Genomic DNA, 16,534 nt, shown 5'->3' on the forward strand with positions numbered 1-16,534 from the left:
TCAGCTTCAGTGTTGCGAAACTAGCGCGAATAGAATTCGACAAGCATGTTCGATTCCATCGTTACCGGGTAAAGAACTTGGTTCAAAGTCGGTACGCGGTTGTAAGTGACTTTTTCGTTACCGCCCGGGACGGCATAGTCTGGAATATTGCGCTCTTGCGGCCCCGCGCTTCGATGACCAATGCTATTTCCTTGGTCTCGTCGATTACGTTGATGCAAGCAATGCGCGATGCGATCAGCGAGGGACGCTTTGCGGCCTTCGCAGCCGATTTCCGGCGGGACTATCGCGCCTGATCGAGCACAGGCTAACTCGCCGGTTTGAGAAACGCTTTGATCTGAAAACGTTTTTTCGCAGTGTTCATTCGCTTGATAGACCCCGCCATGCGTCGAATGTCCAATTCCCACTTCGGTAGGTTCTTCTCCGCACCCCCTTTGTTGGTCGGTCCGCATGCGAGAAATCTGACGGGTTTGAAACCGCAAAAACCAAGTACCTGTTTCTTCCAACGCTTGACCAGCGGATTGCCGTAAATCAGCCGAAGGAAGATTGGCGGCGTGTCCATTGTGGCAATCACATCGGCTGATCGGCCTTCCATGAGCTTGTCCCACCACGGATCGTCATCGTGATAGGCAAAAGCAAAGCCCGGCAGGAGAACGCGGTCGAGCAATCCCTTCAGCTCTGCCGGCTCGCTTCCCCACCACATCGGAAAGGCGACGACGAGGTGGTCGCAGTTATCGAGCGCCTCGGCAACCTGCATTATATCCGGCTCCCATTCGGTGCGCTTGGCATAGCCGTGCCTCAAGATTGGCTCGAAGGCGAGATCGCGCACCGCAATGCGTGTGACCTCTGCATCGCTCGGCAACGCCCGTTCATAAGTGTCGAGCAAATGAGTGCCGAGGCGACCATTATCAGGGTGACCATCGAGCAGAAGGACGTCCATTAAGTTCTCCTTTGCAACCCACCTAACGTATGCGCCACAAAAGAAAAGGGCGGCCCCGCAGGACCGCCCTTCGAATTTCGGAGTTTCGAAAACTTAGCGCGAATAGAATTCGACAACCAGGTTCGGTTCCATCGTTACCGGGTAAGGAACTTCGTCGAGGCTCGGTACGCGGTTGTAAGTCACTTTGTCGTTGCCGTCCGGCGCAACATAGTCAGGAATGTCACGCTCTGGCAGACTTTGCGCTTCGATGACCAGTGCCATTTCCTTGGCCTTGTCACCGAGGCTGATGACATCGCCGACGTCGCAGCGACGGCTTGCAACGTTGCACTTTACGCCATTGACGCGGATGTGACCGTGCGAAACGATTTGGCGCGCTGCGAAGATCGTTGGCGCGAATTTCGCGCGGTATACGATCATGTCCAGACGGCGCTCGAGCAGGCCGATCAGGTTCTGGCCGGTATCGCCCTTCATCGCAGCCGCTTCTTTATACGTGCGGCGGAACTGCTTCTCGGTCACATCGCCGTAATAGCCTTTGAGCTTCTGCTTGGCGCGCAGTTGCAGACCAAAGTCGCTGACTTTGCTCTTGCGGCGCTGACCGTGCTGGCCGGGGCCATAGGAACGCTTGTTTACGGGGCTGTTGGGACGACCCCAGATGTTTTCGCCCATCCGGCGGTCAAGTTTATGCTTCGAGGCTTTACGCTTCGACATGAGGCTTCTCCAATTTACAATCACCGCCTCTCCAACCATTGGAGCGCTGGCGCTTTAACCCGGTATCGCTCCACTGAACCGACTTGTTCAGTGCGGTTGCCGCTTCACCGGGATGCGGAACCAAATTGCGAAGGCGCGCGATTAGCAGAATTGTGCCCCTCGTCAAGCGGTATTGGGCGTCGACTATGTTCAGCGTCACCTCTTTCCGCACTCGACAAATCTGCAAAGTCAGGGCAGTGGGCCGTGGCATGAGCGAGCCTGTAAAAACTCCCGAAGATTGCACCACGATGTTGGACGTTCGCGCCGGTGTAGACGAGACTGACCGGCAGTTGATGAAACTACTCGAAACCCGCTTCGGCTATATGCGCGCCGCAGCGCGTATCAAACCGGAACGCGGCGCGGTGCGCGACGAAGAACGCAAGGCATCGGTTATCGATGCTGTCGAGCAAGCCGCTGTAAAGGCTGGACTTCCAGCGAATGCAATCGGTAAGATCTGGAACGATCTTGTCGAAACATCGATTGCATATGAACTGGTCGAGTGGGACCGCCTGCGAGATTAATTGCCGCGATTGAATTCAAGCCACTGTTAGCGCGTGAGGCATTTCCGAGTTGTTCGGCGGCTACCTATATCCGAAATACGCTTGCAGATCTTTTTCGCTTCTTTCTTGTCTTCTTTCTTTTCTTCCTTCTGCTCGACATACTCCGCAGAAGATTCTGGATCGCCTGCGATGGCAGCACCGGACGCGAAGGCGGCAAAAATAATCAAAGCGTTAGCGGCAATGCGCATGGGAACCTCGTAAAATATAGAAATCGGGGGATCTTTCTTGTATTGCTAGCGAATAACAAACAGTTGCAACAATGTCGACTCACATGTGCTTTGGTCACTTGGTATGAATGCAAAGCCTGCTGGTTACAAAGCCGCGGACAAAGATATGAGATTAATGGCCAACAGTCATTTCTTGCACTGTTCTAATTGACCTTGGCTGTTCGATACTACTTTATCCCAACGCGTAGAAAGCGAGATGGCCAAATTGGAATTTGGTTGTTTGCGACACCAAGTCCGCGAAAAACACATACTTATCCGATATCCAAGTTTGATAGCCGTCGGGGCCACATAAAGAATGCTAGCCGTTTGGATCTGCACCATAAATTGTACCAGTTTCAGAGGCATTGCCACCGTTCCTGCGTCCGTTTTCGATAGCTTCCTGCTGCTCCTTCTCAATCTCAGCCCAACGTGCTTTTGTACGGCAAATACGATCGGGAACACGAGAGTTGAGCTGATAGATGTACCGGCATTTAACCTTATTCATATCCTCAGTTTCCACTTCGCTTTTCACTTCTGTGGTCTCTGTGACTTCGGCGCTTGTGTCCGGCTGTCCTGTGGTCGTCGCAGTATCTACATCGGCCCCGCCAGCTTGTTGCAAGCTCAGCGCAAGAGCGAGTGTAGCCATAAATTGAAACGCCATGATATAACCTCCTAGGTCATGGAATAATCTCAAATTATAACGCTCACTCTGGCTTAGTGCAAACTGCTTCCGGATTTGTTCTTCGCACTTGTCGATATAGCTCGGTCAACCGCAGAGGGACATGTTCCGACTCTAGCTTCGGTTTGATCGCGCGAGAGACGACAACACACCGCGCAGAGTCCGAACCTCAAGGTGATTCCACCGCGGGCGGGTCAACACGTTGCGCAGAGTGCGTTTTGTCGCCTCAGCGCGGGTTTCAGGCAGAAAATACCCTTTTGGCTCAAGCAGTTCTTCGAAATGTGTAATAAGACCGTCGAGGTCCTGTTGAGGCGCAGGCGGGAGCTCCTTGTCCAGAGTCGGCTGCACCAGCGCCTGCGATTTTGACCATTCATAGGCGCACAAGATCACCGCCTGTGCGAGATTGAGCGAGCCGAACTCCGGATTGATCGGAACGGTCAGGATCGCGCTGGCCATTGCCACATCTTGCGTGTCGAGCCCCGAGGCTTCACGCCCGAACAGGATGGCGCTGCGACCGGGGCGGGTGTGCATTTCGATGGCAGCTGCTTCGGGAGTGACCACAGGCTTTGCATCTTCTCGCTTACGGACCGTGGTCGCGTAAATATGAGAGCAATCTGCCACTGCTTCTGCGGTTGTGCCGAATATCTTGGCTTGGTCCAGCACAATATCAGCGCCTGCAGCCGATGGGCCTGCGCTTGGATTGGGCCAACCATCGCGCGGTGCCACGATGCGCATTTCGGTCAGCCCGAAATTGAGCATTGCGCGGGCTGCTTTGCCAATATTCTCGCCCAGCTGCGGCCGGACCAAGACAATGATCGGCTGATCAGCCATTTCCCATGCCGCCGCTATCGCTGTCACCCTCGGCAACTTCCTGAACCGAGCTGGCGAATTCTTGGAAGTCGCGCGCCTCGCTGAAGTCGCGATAGACGCTGGCGAAGCGGATATAGGCGACGCTGTCGAGCTGGCGCAGGCCGTCCATCACCATTTCACCTATGCGTGACGAGGCCACTTCGCTTTCGCCTGCCGTTTCGACTTGGCGCTGTATACCGGAGACAAGCTGATCGATCTGTTCCTGCGACACATCACGTTTGCGGCAGGCAAGGGAAACGGATTGCTCCAGTTTCGAGCGGTCAAATGCTTCGCGTCGATCGCCCGACTTCACAATCGTGACCTCGCGCAGTTGCACGCGTTCGAATGTCGTAAAACGCGCGCCGCAGCTGGAGCATTGCCGACGGCGACGGATTGAGGTGTTGTCCTCCGTCGGCCTGCTATCTTTTACCTGACTGTCTTCATGCGCGCAGAACGGGCATCGCATTTACTTGCGGATCCGGTTGTAAAACATCACACCCGCACCGGCGATGGCGCCGATAGCAATGCTGAGACCGGGCAGGACGAAACCCGCTGCTGCGCCAACCGCTGCGCCCGTCAGAACAGGTTTTGTGGATGGATGCTGCATGCCTTCCTTGGCCATGCCCGCGAATTCTTCTTTGGCGTCGTCGATCAGGTCGTTGTTCTTTTCGGTCATTGTAAATACCAGTTAGCTTCGGCCGGGGTAAACGGGAAAATCCGCGCATAGCTGTTCCACGCGGCCGCGAACAGACTCTTCCACTTGGGCATCGCCCTCGGGACCGTTTTTCGACAAACCGTCGACCACTTCCGCTATAAGCTTGCCAACGGTGCGGAATTCGGCGGGCCCGAAGCCGCGCGTGGTGCCTGCCGGCGTACCGAGACGAACGCCGCTTGTCACAAACGGACTGCGCGTGTCGAACGGGATTCCGTTTTTGTTGCAGGTAAGCCACGCGCGGTCGAGGCCCTTTTCGGCCGATTTGCCGGTCACGTCCTTGGCCGTCAGATCGACCAGCATCGAGTGGTTGTCGGTGCCGCCGGAAACGATGCGCAGACCGTTTTCTTCCAGACTGGCCGCAAGCGCGCGAGCGTTTTCGACAACGCTAGCAGCATAGGCTTTGAAATCGGGACGCAGCGCCTCGCGGAAAGCGACCGCTTTGGCCGCCACGATATGCATCAACGGGCCGCCCTGTAGGCCCGGGAAAACCGCCATGTTGAACGGCTTGGTGTATTGTTCGTTATTCCAAAGGATGACGCCCGAGCGAGGGCCGCGCAGGCTCTTATGCGTAGTCGTGGTAACGACATCGGCATGCGGGAACGGGGAAGGGTGCGCACCGCCAGCAACAAGACCCGAAATGTGGCTCATATCGACCATCAAATACGCGCCGACTTCATCCGCAACCTTGCGGAACGCCGCCCAGTCCCAAACGCGGGAATAGGCGGTTCCGCCCGCAATAATCAGCTTTGGCTTATGCTCTTTCGCGGTCGCCATCACCTCATCCATATCAATGAGCTCGTCTTCTTTGCGCACACAATAAGCGACCGGATTGAACCATTTGCCCGACATATTGACCGGTGAACCATGCGTCAGGTGCCCGCCCGAGTTCAGGTCGAGACCCATGAAGGTGTCGCCCGGCTCCAGCAACGCAAGGAACACCGCCTGGTTCATTTGCGAGCCCGAATTCGGCTGAACATTGGCAAATTCGCAGCCGAACAATTCTTTCGCCCGATCGATCGCCAACGTTTCAACGACATCGGCATATTCGCAGCCGCCATAGTAACGTTTGCCCGGATAACCCTCGGCATATTTGTTGGTAAAGACCGAACCGGCAGCCTCGAGGACTGCTCTGCTGGCGATGTTTTCGCTGGCGATCAGCTCGATCTTGTTGCGCTGGCGGCCCAGCTCATTGTCGATCGCTGCAGCAATATCGGGATCGGCCGCGGCCAGATCGTCCTGCCAGAAGCGGTTCATAATGTCGGTATCGTTTGCGGGTGCGGTGCTCATGGATAAGTCTCGGCAGCTTGATGGATTATTGGGGAGTGGAGAGTTTATCGACGCGGCGGGCGTGACGGTCACCGCCAAATTCGGTGTTCAGAAATGCGGTGACGCAGGCTTTGGCCATTTCAACGCCTGTGAGCCGCGCGCCCATTGCGATGCAGTTGGCATCATTATGTTCGCGGGAGAGGGCGGCTGACAGCGGCTCGGACACCAGGGCGCAGCGGACGTCTTTGTTGCGATTGACCGCCATTGAAATACCAATGCCCGATCCGCACAATGCGATGCCGCGCTCAGCCGTTCCATCGGCCACGACCGCGGCCAATTTGTACCCATAGTCGGGATAATCGACGCTTTCGCCTGCGTCGGGGCCAAGATCGGCGACTTCATGCCCTTGCTCTATCAGCCAGTCGCGCAGCTCGGCTTTAAGGTCGGTTGCTGCATGGTCAGAAGCGATGGCTAGGCGCATGGGATATCCTTCGGCGTCGAGGAATCGGTAAGGAGGCCGTCATATATGCAATTCCCCTTCGGCTGACCACCACAAACCGGCCACTGTCCACGATGCTAACCGCGATAAACTTGACCGCCATATTGCGCAGCGTCACCATTCTGAGAAAGTCGGGAAGAGGGCAACTGCGTGACGAAATATTCAAATCTGATCTTTGCTTTGCTGATCGCGATAGCGCTCGCGATCTTTGCAACCACACCGCCTGAGCCGGTTGGTGCCGATGCACCACCGCAAGAGTTTTCTGCAGCGCGCGCGATGGAGGATATCCGTGTCATCGCGGCGGAGCCTCACCCGACGGGCAGCGAAGCCAATGCCAAAGTGCGTGAGTATTTGATTGCGCGGCTTGAGGCGATGGGATTGGAAATCACAACCACCACCGGCCCGATCAGCGAGCGCGCGGCGAACCGGCTATCCAGTTGGCTCCAAGGCGATACCGCCAATGTTCAATTTACCAATGTAATCGGCGTTTTGCCGGGAACGGATCGCGATGCAGAATCGGTGCTGCTGATGGCGCATTACGATAGTGTGGGCGGTTCGGCAGGTGCGTCCGATGACGCGTCAGGCGTCGGCTCAATTCTCGAAACCGTGCGTGCGATCCAATCACGGGGGCAGACAAACCGCGATATCGTGCTATTTTTCACCGATGCCGAGGAGATCGGCTTGGTTGGCGCGCGGCAATTCTTTGCCTTCAATCCATTGGCAGATAGCGTCGGCGCGGTGATCAATTTGGAAGCGCGTGGCGGCGGCGGACGAACCACTTTGTTCCAAACCTCTTCACAGAATGGTGGCGCCGCGCAGTTTTACGCCGACTCCGTGGCGAGGCCTGCGGGGTCTTCGCTGGCGACTTTTGTCTATGAAGCCTTGCCAAATGATACCGATCTGACCCCAGCGTTGGAGCGCGATTACATCGCTTATAATTTCGGATTTATTGGCAGGCCCGGCCTGTACCATTCTCCCGACGCGACCCCCGAGCGGCTCGACCAGGGTTCGGTGCAAGATATGGGCGCGCAAACGCTTGACCTGACGAGCGCTTTGGCAAATGCGGATGCGTTGCCGGAGAAGTCGGAAAACCGGACCTTCTTCGACGTCTTCGGTCTGTTTGTGATGTCCTACGGAACTGCAATCGGGTGGGCACTGCTGGCGATTGCTGCGATCCTCCAGATATTCTGCTTGCAATACAACCCGGTCGAGAAGGGGTGGCTCCGAAACCTCGGCGCTTCGGCAGTGGTTATTTTAGGTGGTGGAGCACTGCTGTTCGGATTGAATGAGCTGTCCGGCGCGGGTCCGGGAGAACTGGTCTATTATGATCGGCTCGCCGCCATCCCGATGCTCGAAATCCAGGCGCTGCTGACCTGCATTGCAGTGTTGGCCGCGTCTGCGCCCTTATGGGCTGGCAGAACAGGTAGCCTCGTCGGCCTGTTGGCAGCGATTGGGTTGCAATTGTACGCGCCGGTGACAAGTTTCCTGGTTGTCTGGCCATTGTTGCTCAGCGGCGTGGCCGGTGTTTTGGCGCACCGACTATCCGGCATCTGGTCATCGGCAGCCAAAGTGGTTCCAGGTGCAATCGTGCTGGGGTTCCTGCTGCAATACGGACATCAACTGATGCAAGGCGTTGGACCCGATGCGCCCTATATCGTGGCGTTTCTGGCGGCTTTGATGCTGCCCGCGCTCGGGTTGCTTGTTCCGTCAGCTGAGCGGAGAGTTGTATTTCCGGTGGCTGCGGTGCTGCTGATATTGGCGACAGTAATCGCGCTATGGGTCAGGCTGGACCCGATTGCCGATACGGTAGCGCTCTACGCGCAATAATGTGCTGACCGGTTAGCTTTCTGTAGAGTCGCTCGCGGCTTCTTGTTCTTCCAAATAGGTGAACAAGTCGTCCATCAGAGCTTCCTGATATGTCGGAATCTTTGCGGCAACTTCGTTCATATATATCTGATTGGCTGTTGCGAAGTTCTGCTCAGCGATGACGGCCGGGCTAAGCTGGAAAAATTTGGCTCCTGTCGGCGTCGATACAAATGCAAGGATTTCTTCTAATTCTGCAGTCGAAAAAATATTGGCATATGAATGTGCCCAAGCTTCCATCAAATCAGGAATATGCGTCGAAATCGTGCCCTTTAGATCGGTGATCATTAGGTCTACATGACGCTCAATAATTGCCTCCGCACCGGGGTCATCAACACGTCTTCCTTGGGCAATGCGCATTTGCGCAATCATCTGGTCCACGACGGCAAAGAAAGTGGCCTCACGAACGTCTTTCGGCATTCCAAGATCAATGATCTGCCGGGCAATGGCTACTCTCTCAGGCTCTCCATTGAACGGGATTTCCGGCGCTTCGAGCGGAGCAGGTGGCAGAGAAAGTGTTTGTGCGGAAGCTGGCGACGAGACGGCTGCGACCGCCACAAGCCCCGCAAAAAGATATTTACCGATCACTGATCCAGGAAACTCCGCATCTTCCGCGACCGGCTTGGATGCTTCAGCTTGCGGAGGGCCTTTGCCTCGATCTGACGGATACGTTCGCGGGTCACAGAGAACTGTTGGCCGACCTCTTCCAGCGTGTGATCGGTGTTCATACCGATACCGAAGCGCATGCGTAGAACGCGCTCTTCACGCGGGGTGAGGCTGGCGAGAACGCGGGTCACGGTTTCTTTCAGGTTGGCCTGAATGGCCGCGTCCACAGGGATGATCGCGTTCTTGTCTTCGATGAAGTCGCCAAGGTGCGAATCTTCCTCGTCACCGATTGGTGTTTCGAGGCTGATCGGTTCTTTGGCGATTTTCATCACCTTGCGGACCTTCTCAAGCGGCATCGACAGACGCTCTGCCATTTCCTCAGGCGTGGGCTCGCGGCCTTGCTCATGCAGGAACTGGCGGCTTGTGCGGACCAGCTTGTTAATCGTCTCGATCATATGGACCGGGATGCGGATGGTCCGCGCCTGGTCGGCGATCGAGCGCGTGATCGCCTGACGGATCCACCACGTCGCATAGGTGCTGAATTTATAACCGCGGCGATATTCGAATTTGTCCACCGCCTTCATCAGGCCGATGTTACCTTCTTGAATAAGATCAAGGAATTGTAGGCCGCGGTTGGTATATTTCTTGGCGATAGAGATCACGAGTCGAAGGTTCGCTTCGACCATTTCTTTCTTCGCGATGCGTGCCTCGCGCTCGCCTTTCTGCACCATGTTTACGATGCGGCGGAACTCGGGCAGTGACATACCGGTTTGGCTGGCGATATCGGCGATCTCGGCACGGATGCGGTCAATCGCATCCTCTTCCTTCTCGGCGAAGGCAGCCCATTTCTTGTCCTTCTTGACCCGGTCGGCCATCCAGTTGTCGTCCAGCTCTTTGCCGATATAGGCTTCGAGGAAGTCGATCCGTTTGACCTTATGACGCTCGGCAAGGCGCAGCATCTGGCCGCCAAGTGCGGTCAGGCGGCGGTTGAAGGCGTAGAGATTGTCGACCAGAAATTCGATTTTGGTCGCGTGGAACTGCACGCTTTCGACCTGCGCAGTGAGGTCTTCGCGCATTTTCTCGTACTTCTTCTCTTTCGCAGCGGGGAAATCCTGCCCCGAACCGAGGGTCGCCACACGATCCGCCTGCATCTTCTCGAACTTTTTGAACATGCTGGTGATGCGCGCAAAAGTCTCGAGAGCTTCGGGCTTAAGAGTGGCTTCCATCTGGGCGAGGGAGAGGGTGTTGTCCTCTTCCTCTTCGTCGTCCTTCTTGGATGAACCTTCTTCGCTGTCTTCATCCTCATCCGAATCATCGTCGGAATCGTCATCATCGTCGCGAATATCTACACCGGCCGTTTCTTCCGATATCTCGCCGTCATCGTCCTCGTTCTCCTCTTCCATCTTGTCGACGGGAGGTTCCTTTGACAGCATCGCGTCAAGGTCGAGGATTTCGCGAAGCTGCATCTCTTCATTGTTGAGCGCTTCGGACCAGTGAATAATCGCGTGGAATGTAATGGGGCTTTCGCACAGACCGATAATCATCGTGTCGCGGCCAGCTTCGATCCGTTTGGCAATCGCGATTTCGCCTTCGCGGCTGAGGAGTTCAACCGCACCCATTTCGCGCAGATACATCCGCACCGGATCATCGGTGCGATCACCGGTGGCGACTTTCTTGACCGGCGCAGCAGGCTTCTTCGGTTCTTTGCCGTCCTTGCCAACGCTCATTTCTTCGACTTCGGCTGCCTCGGCCTTTTCGGCTTCGGCTTCTTCGTCATTCTCGACGATATTCACGCCCATTTCCGACAGAGCGGTTTGCACGTCTTCGATCTGGTCCGACGTCATGTCACCGGGCAGGGCGGCATTCATCTCGTCATACGTGACATAGCCCTTCTTTTTCGCCTTGGTGATCAGCTTCTTCACTGACGACTCTTTGAGGTCGATCAGCGGTGCGTCTTCTTTGTCAGCTTTAGCTTTGGAGGCCATAAAACTTTATCAGTCCGTTTCTATGTCGTCTTGGCTGTCGGTTTGAGCAGTTTGACGATCTGAATCACTTTGGGCCGCTTTCGCAGCCCTTTCGCTTACCATTTGCCCGAGTCGCTGCTCAAATTCCAGCTTTCGTTTGAGCAAGCGTTGCTGCTCTGTGAAAGCACCTTCCGGATCGGTTTCAAAACGCGCTGTGGCAGCTGCCAACGCAGCTTCCAAAGCGGGCCTTTCGACCAGCAGTGACACGGCTTCGGCAAGATCGTCGCAGGCAGCTTTCGGATCGGTTCCTTCACGAAGGAAGGAGAAACGGGTTTCATCCGGCGCCTGACTTATGCCGTCTGGAATCAATATGGGAGATGTATCGCCGGGTTCAAGCACCTCGGCAGCTTCTATCAACGAATCAATTGTGGGACCGACGCGGTTGTCGCTCGCGGCGAAACGTTCCAGCTGGTCCGCGTGACGCAAAATCTGGTCTGGATGGCGCGCCAGACCGGCGACCACAGCATTGGCGAGAATGTCTCGGCTGCCCCCGCTGGAACTGCGCTTCAGGCGTGCTGCGGCATCGGGTGAAAGGGTCGGGTTGGCCTGCTTGAAACCGCCGGGCTTCCATTCGCGTTTAACCCAGGGCTTTTGCTCGCGCGGCGGATAGGCAAATGCCGAAAAGCGCTCAAGCAGCTCGCGCCGGTATAGCGAGCGGATGTCCGAATCCTGGATCGCATCCGTATGACCGAGCAACCGTGCTTTGAGGCCGGCCTTGTCTTCCGGCGTGGTGAGCGGATGCGCATCACGCTCGAATGTCCATAGTGTATCAAGCAAGGTTGCGGCGCCCTCCAGCACATCATCCATGGCCTTGCGGCCCTTCTGCCGGAGCAGATCGTCGGGATCGAGACCGCTTGGCAAGCGAACGATACGCAGCGAATGGGCAGGGCGCAGCATCGGCAGTGCGCGCTCGACCGCCCGCATAGCGGCCCGTTGACCGGCAGCATCACCATCGAAACAGAGCACCGGTGTTTCGACCATCCGCCACAGCATCTCAATCTGTGTCTCGGTCAGTGCGGTTCCCATCGGGGCAACGGCATCTTCGATGCCGGCTGCGGCGAGGGCGATCACATCCATATAGCCCTCGACCACAACCACACGATTGGTCTTGCGCGATGCCGGACCTGCGCGGTGCAGATTGTAGAGATTGCGCCCCTTATCGAATAGCGGCGTATCGGGCGAGTTCAGATATTTGGGTGCTTTGGTGTTCGTCTCCAAAATACGGCCACCAAAGGCGATCACCCTTCCGCGGGCGTCCTGAATGGGCAGCATGAGACGGGATCGAAACCTGTCATAAGGGTCTTTATCATCGACCGCGATCCGCAACCCGCCTTCGATCAGCATCGGCTCTTCATATTCGGACAGCGCGGATTTCATCGCCTGCCTATCAGGCGGGGCATAGCCGAAGCCAAACCGCTCGATTGTATGCTGATCGAATCCGCGCCCCTTTAGATAGTCGCGCGCACCAGCGCCATCATTACCCTGCAGGTTCCGCACGAAATAATCCTGCGCCGACTGCATGACGTCATGCAGTCCCGCCCTCTGCTCGGCGCGAGCGGCCGATTGCGGATCGGCAGCGGGGACTTCCATCCCGGCCTCTGCCGCTAATTCCTTCACCGCATCCATAAACGACATGCCGCGCTGATCGGTCATCCAGCTGATAACATCGCCATGCGCCTGACAGCCGAAGCAATGGTAGAATGACTTCTGGTCATTGACCGTAAAGCTGGGCGATTTCTCGTCGTGGAACGGGCAACATGCCTTCCATTCATGGCCCGCCTTCTGCAACTTGACCGTGCGCATAATAACGCTCGAAAGCGTCACACGCGAACGGAGTTCATCCAACCATTGCGGGGAAAGCGCCATGCCCCATCATTGGGACGGAGAGGGCGCGAAGACAAGCCTCGCGCCTCTATATTTATCCGCTTTTGATACAGGCGTTGGGCACGCCCTCTTTGGCCGCAGGATACGGGCCGGAACCCTTTGCCTCGGTGTAATTCGCGTCGATCGCGTAAGCCGGTGCTGGCCCGGCAGGCGGCAGAGTGGATTGCCAATAGAATGTCAGCGGCTCAGCCTGCTCCCACTGGTCACCGCCGCCGCCAGCTTCGACCGACCAGATCAGCGCTCCGTCTTTACAGGTCACAACGACGTCGGCTTTCGCGCCTACTGCTGCCAATGCCTCCCCTTTTGAGTAGCCGACAACGCCGGTAAAGCCATGTGCGGGACGTAGCATCTTGAATGCGGAAGCGCGTTCGATATCCGACGAATCATTGCCGTCCCCGCTTCCGGAGTCTGGATCATTGTCCTCGCCGGGATATACCACATGTACATATGTGAAAATCGTTCCTTCGGGCGCGGTTTTCGGGTCACATGGATCCATACCGTCCGGGCAAGCAACGTAAGACCGGATATCGGCGAAGCTACCCTCGGCCGTATCAAGCGTGCCGGTGACTTCCGGCCCCTGCGGACCGACAATCTTTGCGCCGAGCGTCAAATCCATGAAGTCACCTGCGTCAAGTGCCGCTGCGATTGCAGCCGCTTCGCCGTCGGTTTGTGCCACGGGCTCCATATCGGCCTTGTCCATATCGGGCTCGGCCGAACAGGCACCAAGAGAAATGACGGCGGCGGTTGCCAACAGTGGCCGAAGCAAATTGGGATAAAAAGTCATGTCAGGCTCTCTTTCACTAGTGAACTGGCTTTGCTCATATCCAGCTCAGCGCCGTGGCGCGCCTTTAGTTCCCCCATAACTTTACCCATATCCTTAATGGATTCAGCGCCTTGCTCGGCTTTGATTGCCTCGATCGCGGCGCGCATTTCGTCTTCGCTCATCTGGTTGGGGAGAAATTCCTCGATAACAGTCAGTTCGGATTGCTCCTTCGCCGCCAGTTCATCGCGGCCACCGTCAACATACATGGTTATCGATTCTTTTCGTTGCTTGGCCATTTTCAGCAACACATCGGTCACCATCGCCTCGTCATCCACTTCCTTGCTGGATGTCCGCAACTCGATATCGCGATCTTTGATCTTGGCGCCGATCAGGCGGAGCGTGGCAGTCCGCTCTTTATCGCCTGCTTTCATGGAAGCGATAGTTTCGGCTTTGATGGTCTCGCGCAGCATAATCATGTGTTCCTGTCGGTAATTTTTCAAAATCGTGGGTAAACTGGTGATGCATTCGTAATAACGCAATTTTCCGGCACTGGACAGGTTGACGGGAACCCGGCCCGCCACTAGCCACCATCCCTTAGCAACATCGCCGTAAAACTGATCTCGGAGCGCCTCACAATGGCCGACGCCGCCTCAACGCCTGCGCAACCCAAAGACGCAACGGGCGTTTTGGTATTGGCGGACGGAACCGTAATGTGGGGCAGGGGCTTCGGTGCCAATGGTGATGCGGTGGGCGAAGTGTGCTTCAACACCAGCATGACCGGCTATCAGGAAGTGATGACCGACCCGTCATACGCCGCGCAGATTGTCACCTTTACCTTCCCGCATATCGGCAATGTCGGCGCCAACGGCGAAGATATCGAAGGCAAAGTCGAAAGCGCAGTTGGCTGCGTTGTTCGCGAAGATGTGACGATGGCGGCGAATTTCCGTTCGGAGCAGACCTTCACCGATTGGATGGCAGCCAACAATAAGATCGGCATTTCGGGAATCGATACCCGCGCATTGACGCGCCGCATTCGCCAATCGGGCGCGCCTAACGCAGTGATCGCCCACTCGGCTGAAGGTCAATTCGACATTCCCGCTTTGCTGAAACGCGCGCAGGAATGGGCGGGTCTCGAGGGTATGGACCTCGCCCAGCGCGTGACGCGGGGGAACCAAGAGAATTGGGAAGGCGGTTATTGGACGCTTGAAGCTGGCTATGGTCGCGCCGCCCGCGATGCAACACCCCACGTCGTCGCGATAGATTACGGCGCGAAGGACAATATCTTCCGCAATCTGGTGAAGGCTGGCGCGAAAGTGACCGTGGTTCCGGCGAAAACGTCATTCGACGATATAATGGCGCTGAAGCCTGACGCTGTGTTCCTGTCCAACGGACCGGGCGATCCGGCGGCGACGGGGGCCTATGCGGTGCCAGTGATCAAGGCGTTGCTCGACAAGGATGTGCCGCTATTTGGCATTTGCCTCGGCCACCAGATGCTCGCACTGGCGGCGGGCGCAAAGACCACAAAAATGCACCAGGGCCACCGCGGCGCGAACCATCCCGTTCAGCGGGTCGGGGAAGGGTGGGGCGAAACCACCGGTCTGGTCGAAATCACCAGCATGAACCACGGCTTCGCCGTCGATGGCGACACTCTGCCTGACGGCGTCGAGGAAACGCATGTCAGCCTGTTCGACGGCTCAAACTGCGGCATCGCGGTGAAGGGCAAAAAGGCATTCGGTGTTCAATATCACCCTGAGGCCAGCCCCGGCCCGCAGGACAGCTTCTACCTGTTCGAGAAGTTTGTTGGAGGCTTGGGGTGAACACAGTCCAAAAGGCCCGCAGAGACATTTTGATTGCTCTAGTCATAGAAGCTGAAAAGGGCAGCTCATCGGTTCCTGATGTTCTCGATATCGGCAGAGACTATCATTTGAAGTATGAGGATAACATTTTGAAATCTGCGGTAACACCTTGGTTGGATCGAGGTTACCTCATTAGCCAGCAAATGATGGATGGATCGGTCATAGCATCGATAAAACCAGCGAAATTTTCTGATGCTCTTTCTGATGTTTTGGACTTTCTGGACGCCACCTTTTTTAGAGTCGATTGGAAAAAGGAAGAGGTCATAACTGATGCGGATCAGTCAATTGAGATCCCATGCCGAGAAGGCTGGAAACTCTTTCATACCGAGAGACCCAAACCTAAACAGAGCAGCGATCAAGTTGGAAGGGACATGAACGTTAGTCCAGCGCAGCCGATAAACATCTCAAACACGTTCAGCCCGAATAATACCGTTGAAGTCGGCTCCGAAGGGAAAGCTCCCTCGAATGTGACTGCTTGGCTCAGCATAGTTGTTGCGTTGATTGTAGGTGCCGTCTCGATTCTAGTTGCACTTTGGATTGGCGGAAAAATTTAATGCCCAAACGTACTGAAATCTCCTCGATCCTCGTCAGCTCCCTTCCCCTTGGGGAAGGGTTGGGGATGGGGGTTCGGCGGTGATGGCTGGGCGCTGCGCTGAGGGTGGGGTACACCCATCCCCAACCCCTTCCCTCAAGGGAAGGGGCTTGTTAGCGTTCGTTTCGGGCGAGGGTGATTTCTTCGATGATGCGTTCGAGGACGCCTTCGGTGTTTTCGAGGACGTCGTTGTTCCAGAAACGAATGACGCGGTAGCCATACACTTCGATCACTTCGGTTCGCGCAGCGTCGGTGATGCTTTCGGAATGCTGCCCGCCATCCAGCTCAATCACCAACTTCAGTCTCCGACAGGCAAAGTCGACAACATAATCACCAATCCGAAATTGCCGGGTGAACTTCGCGTATCCAAGCTGGCTGGCCCGCAAATGCGACCACAGCAAGCGTTCTGCATCGGTCGCGTTGTTTCGCAGCTTTCGCGATATGCCGGTCAATCGCTTTTTCGTCATACGCCGTACACCCACACCCAA

Annotated in this window: 19 protein-coding genes and 1 pseudogene; 4 read left to right on the top strand and 16 right to left on the bottom strand. The window is 56.2% G+C overall.

Annotated elements, in window-relative coordinates; all coding sequences use genetic code 11:
* Window positions 1–20: 20 nt before the first annotated feature.
* The 3 genes and pseudogenes from GRI35_RS13835 to rpsD form a co-directional block, all read right to left on the bottom strand.
* Window positions 21–193, bottom strand: a pseudogene (locus GRI35_RS13835) (30S ribosomal protein S4); the annotation flags it as partial.
* 111 nt (window positions 194–304) lie between these two features.
* Window positions 305–937, bottom strand: coding sequence for an NAD(P)H-dependent oxidoreductase (locus GRI35_RS08925; RefSeq protein ID WP_160613834.1), 633 nt, complete (start codon window positions 935–937; stop codon window positions 305–307).
* Between the two features lie 93 nt (window positions 938–1,030).
* Window positions 1,031–1,645: a 30S ribosomal protein S4 gene (gene rpsD / locus GRI35_RS08930; RefSeq protein ID WP_160613835.1), complete on the bottom strand. Its 615-nt coding sequence runs from the start codon at window positions 1,643–1,645 to the stop codon at window positions 1,031–1,033.
* A 248-nt stretch (window positions 1,646–1,893) separates the two neighbouring features.
* Between rpsD and GRI35_RS08935 the strand changes: the two genes are divergently transcribed.
* Window positions 1,894–2,205 (top strand): chorismate mutase, encoded by a 312-nt coding sequence (locus GRI35_RS08935; protein WP_160613836.1) that lies wholly within the window; start codon window positions 1,894–1,896, stop codon window positions 2,203–2,205.
* 26 nt (window positions 2,206–2,231) lie between these two features.
* On the opposite strand, the gene GRI35_RS08940 is transcribed toward GRI35_RS08935, so the two are convergent.
* The 7 genes from GRI35_RS08940 to rpiB form a co-directional block, all read right to left on the bottom strand.
* Window positions 2,232–2,432 carry a hypothetical protein gene (locus GRI35_RS08940; RefSeq protein WP_160613837.1) on the bottom strand — a complete coding sequence of 67 codons (201 nt, stop codon included), beginning with the start codon at window positions 2,430–2,432 and terminating at the stop codon, window positions 2,232–2,234.
* A 337-nt stretch (window positions 2,433–2,769) separates the two neighbouring features.
* The gene (locus GRI35_RS08945; RefSeq protein WP_160613838.1) at window positions 2,770–3,111 is read right to left on the bottom strand and encodes a hypothetical protein; all 342 of its coding nucleotides are present in this window, start codon (window positions 3,109–3,111) and stop codon (window positions 2,770–2,772) included.
* 132 nt (window positions 3,112–3,243) lie between these two features.
* Entirely contained in the window at window positions 3,244–3,960 is a 717-nt protein-coding gene (locus tag GRI35_RS08950; RefSeq protein ID WP_160613839.1) for an RNA methyltransferase, read from the bottom strand.
* Window positions 3,953–4,444: a transcriptional regulator NrdR gene (gene nrdR / locus GRI35_RS08955; protein WP_160613840.1), complete on the bottom strand. Its 492-nt coding sequence runs from the start codon at window positions 4,442–4,444 to the stop codon at window positions 3,953–3,955. The genes GRI35_RS08950 and nrdR overlap by 8 nt, the downstream gene beginning before the upstream one ends.
* On the bottom strand, window positions 4,445–4,654 hold the full coding sequence (locus GRI35_RS08960; protein WP_160613841.1) for a hypothetical protein: 210 nt from the start codon (window positions 4,652–4,654) through the stop codon (window positions 4,445–4,447). It abuts the gene before it with no gap.
* A 12-nt stretch (window positions 4,655–4,666) separates the two neighbouring features.
* Window positions 4,667–5,980: a serine hydroxymethyltransferase gene (gene glyA / locus GRI35_RS08965; RefSeq protein ID WP_160613842.1), complete on the bottom strand. Its 1,314-nt coding sequence runs from the start codon at window positions 5,978–5,980 to the stop codon at window positions 4,667–4,669.
* A 25-nt stretch (window positions 5,981–6,005) separates the two neighbouring features.
* Window positions 6,006–6,440, bottom strand: a complete 435-nt coding sequence (rpiB, locus tag GRI35_RS08970; protein ID WP_160613843.1) for a ribose 5-phosphate isomerase B — start codon at window positions 6,438–6,440, stop codon at window positions 6,006–6,008.
* Between the two features lie 168 nt (window positions 6,441–6,608).
* On the opposite strand from rpiB, the gene GRI35_RS08975 reads away from it, so the two are divergent.
* On the top strand, window positions 6,609–8,285 hold the full coding sequence (locus tag GRI35_RS08975) for a M28 family peptidase (protein ID WP_160613844.1): 1,677 nt from the start codon (window positions 6,609–6,611) through the stop codon (window positions 8,283–8,285).
* Window positions 8,286–8,297: 12 nt separating this feature from the next.
* Here the strand turns inward: GRI35_RS08975 and GRI35_RS14000 are convergent, their stop codons facing one another.
* From GRI35_RS14000 to GRI35_RS09000, 5 genes are read right to left on the bottom strand one after another with little or no spacing between them, the layout of a single operon-like run.
* Entirely contained in the window at window positions 8,298–8,909 is a 612-nt protein-coding gene (locus tag GRI35_RS14000; protein WP_160613845.1) for a DUF2059 domain-containing protein, read from the bottom strand.
* The gene (rpoD, locus tag GRI35_RS08985; protein WP_160613846.1) at window positions 8,906–10,912 is read right to left on the bottom strand and encodes an RNA polymerase sigma factor RpoD; all 2,007 of its coding nucleotides are present in this window, start codon (window positions 10,910–10,912) and stop codon (window positions 8,906–8,908) included. The genes GRI35_RS14000 and rpoD overlap by 4 nt, the downstream gene beginning before the upstream one ends.
* A 9-nt stretch (window positions 10,913–10,921) precedes the next feature.
* Window positions 10,922–12,817, bottom strand: a complete 1,896-nt coding sequence (dnaG, locus tag GRI35_RS08990; protein WP_160613847.1) for a DNA primase — start codon at window positions 12,815–12,817, stop codon at window positions 10,922–10,924.
* A gap of 52 nt (window positions 12,818–12,869) precedes the next feature.
* Window positions 12,870–13,619 carry a hypothetical protein gene (locus GRI35_RS08995; protein WP_160613848.1) on the bottom strand — a complete coding sequence of 250 codons (750 nt, stop codon included), beginning with the start codon at window positions 13,617–13,619 and terminating at the stop codon, window positions 12,870–12,872.
* A complete protein-coding gene (locus tag GRI35_RS09000; protein WP_160614833.1) occupies window positions 13,616–14,068 on the bottom strand; it encodes a GatB/YqeY domain-containing protein in 453 nt (150 codons plus the stop codon). Before GRI35_RS09000 ends, GRI35_RS08995 begins: the two co-directional genes overlap by 4 nt.
* Window positions 14,069–14,233: 165 nt before the next feature.
* On the opposite strand from GRI35_RS09000, the gene carA reads away from it, so the two are divergent.
* Window positions 14,234–15,415, top strand: coding sequence for a glutamine-hydrolyzing carbamoyl-phosphate synthase small subunit (gene carA / locus GRI35_RS09005; protein WP_160613849.1), 1,182 nt, complete (start codon window positions 14,234–14,236; stop codon window positions 15,413–15,415).
* Window positions 15,412–16,008, top strand: a complete 597-nt coding sequence (locus GRI35_RS09010) for a hypothetical protein (protein WP_160613850.1) — start codon at window positions 15,412–15,414, stop codon at window positions 16,006–16,008. The genes carA and GRI35_RS09010 overlap by 4 nt, the downstream gene beginning before the upstream one ends.
* Window positions 16,009–16,159: 151 nt before the next feature.
* Here GRI35_RS09010 and GRI35_RS09015 read toward each other — a convergent pair whose 3' ends face one another.
* Window positions 16,160–16,513 (bottom strand): endonuclease domain-containing protein, encoded by a 354-nt coding sequence (locus GRI35_RS09015; protein ID WP_160613851.1) that lies wholly within the window; start codon window positions 16,511–16,513, stop codon window positions 16,160–16,162.
* Window positions 16,514–16,534: the final 21 nt, after the last annotated feature.

The sequence above is a fragment of the Pontixanthobacter aestiaquae genome, from assembly GCF_009827455.1.
Taxonomy (GTDB): domain Bacteria; phylum Pseudomonadota; class Alphaproteobacteria; order Sphingomonadales; family Sphingomonadaceae; genus Pontixanthobacter; species Pontixanthobacter aestiaquae.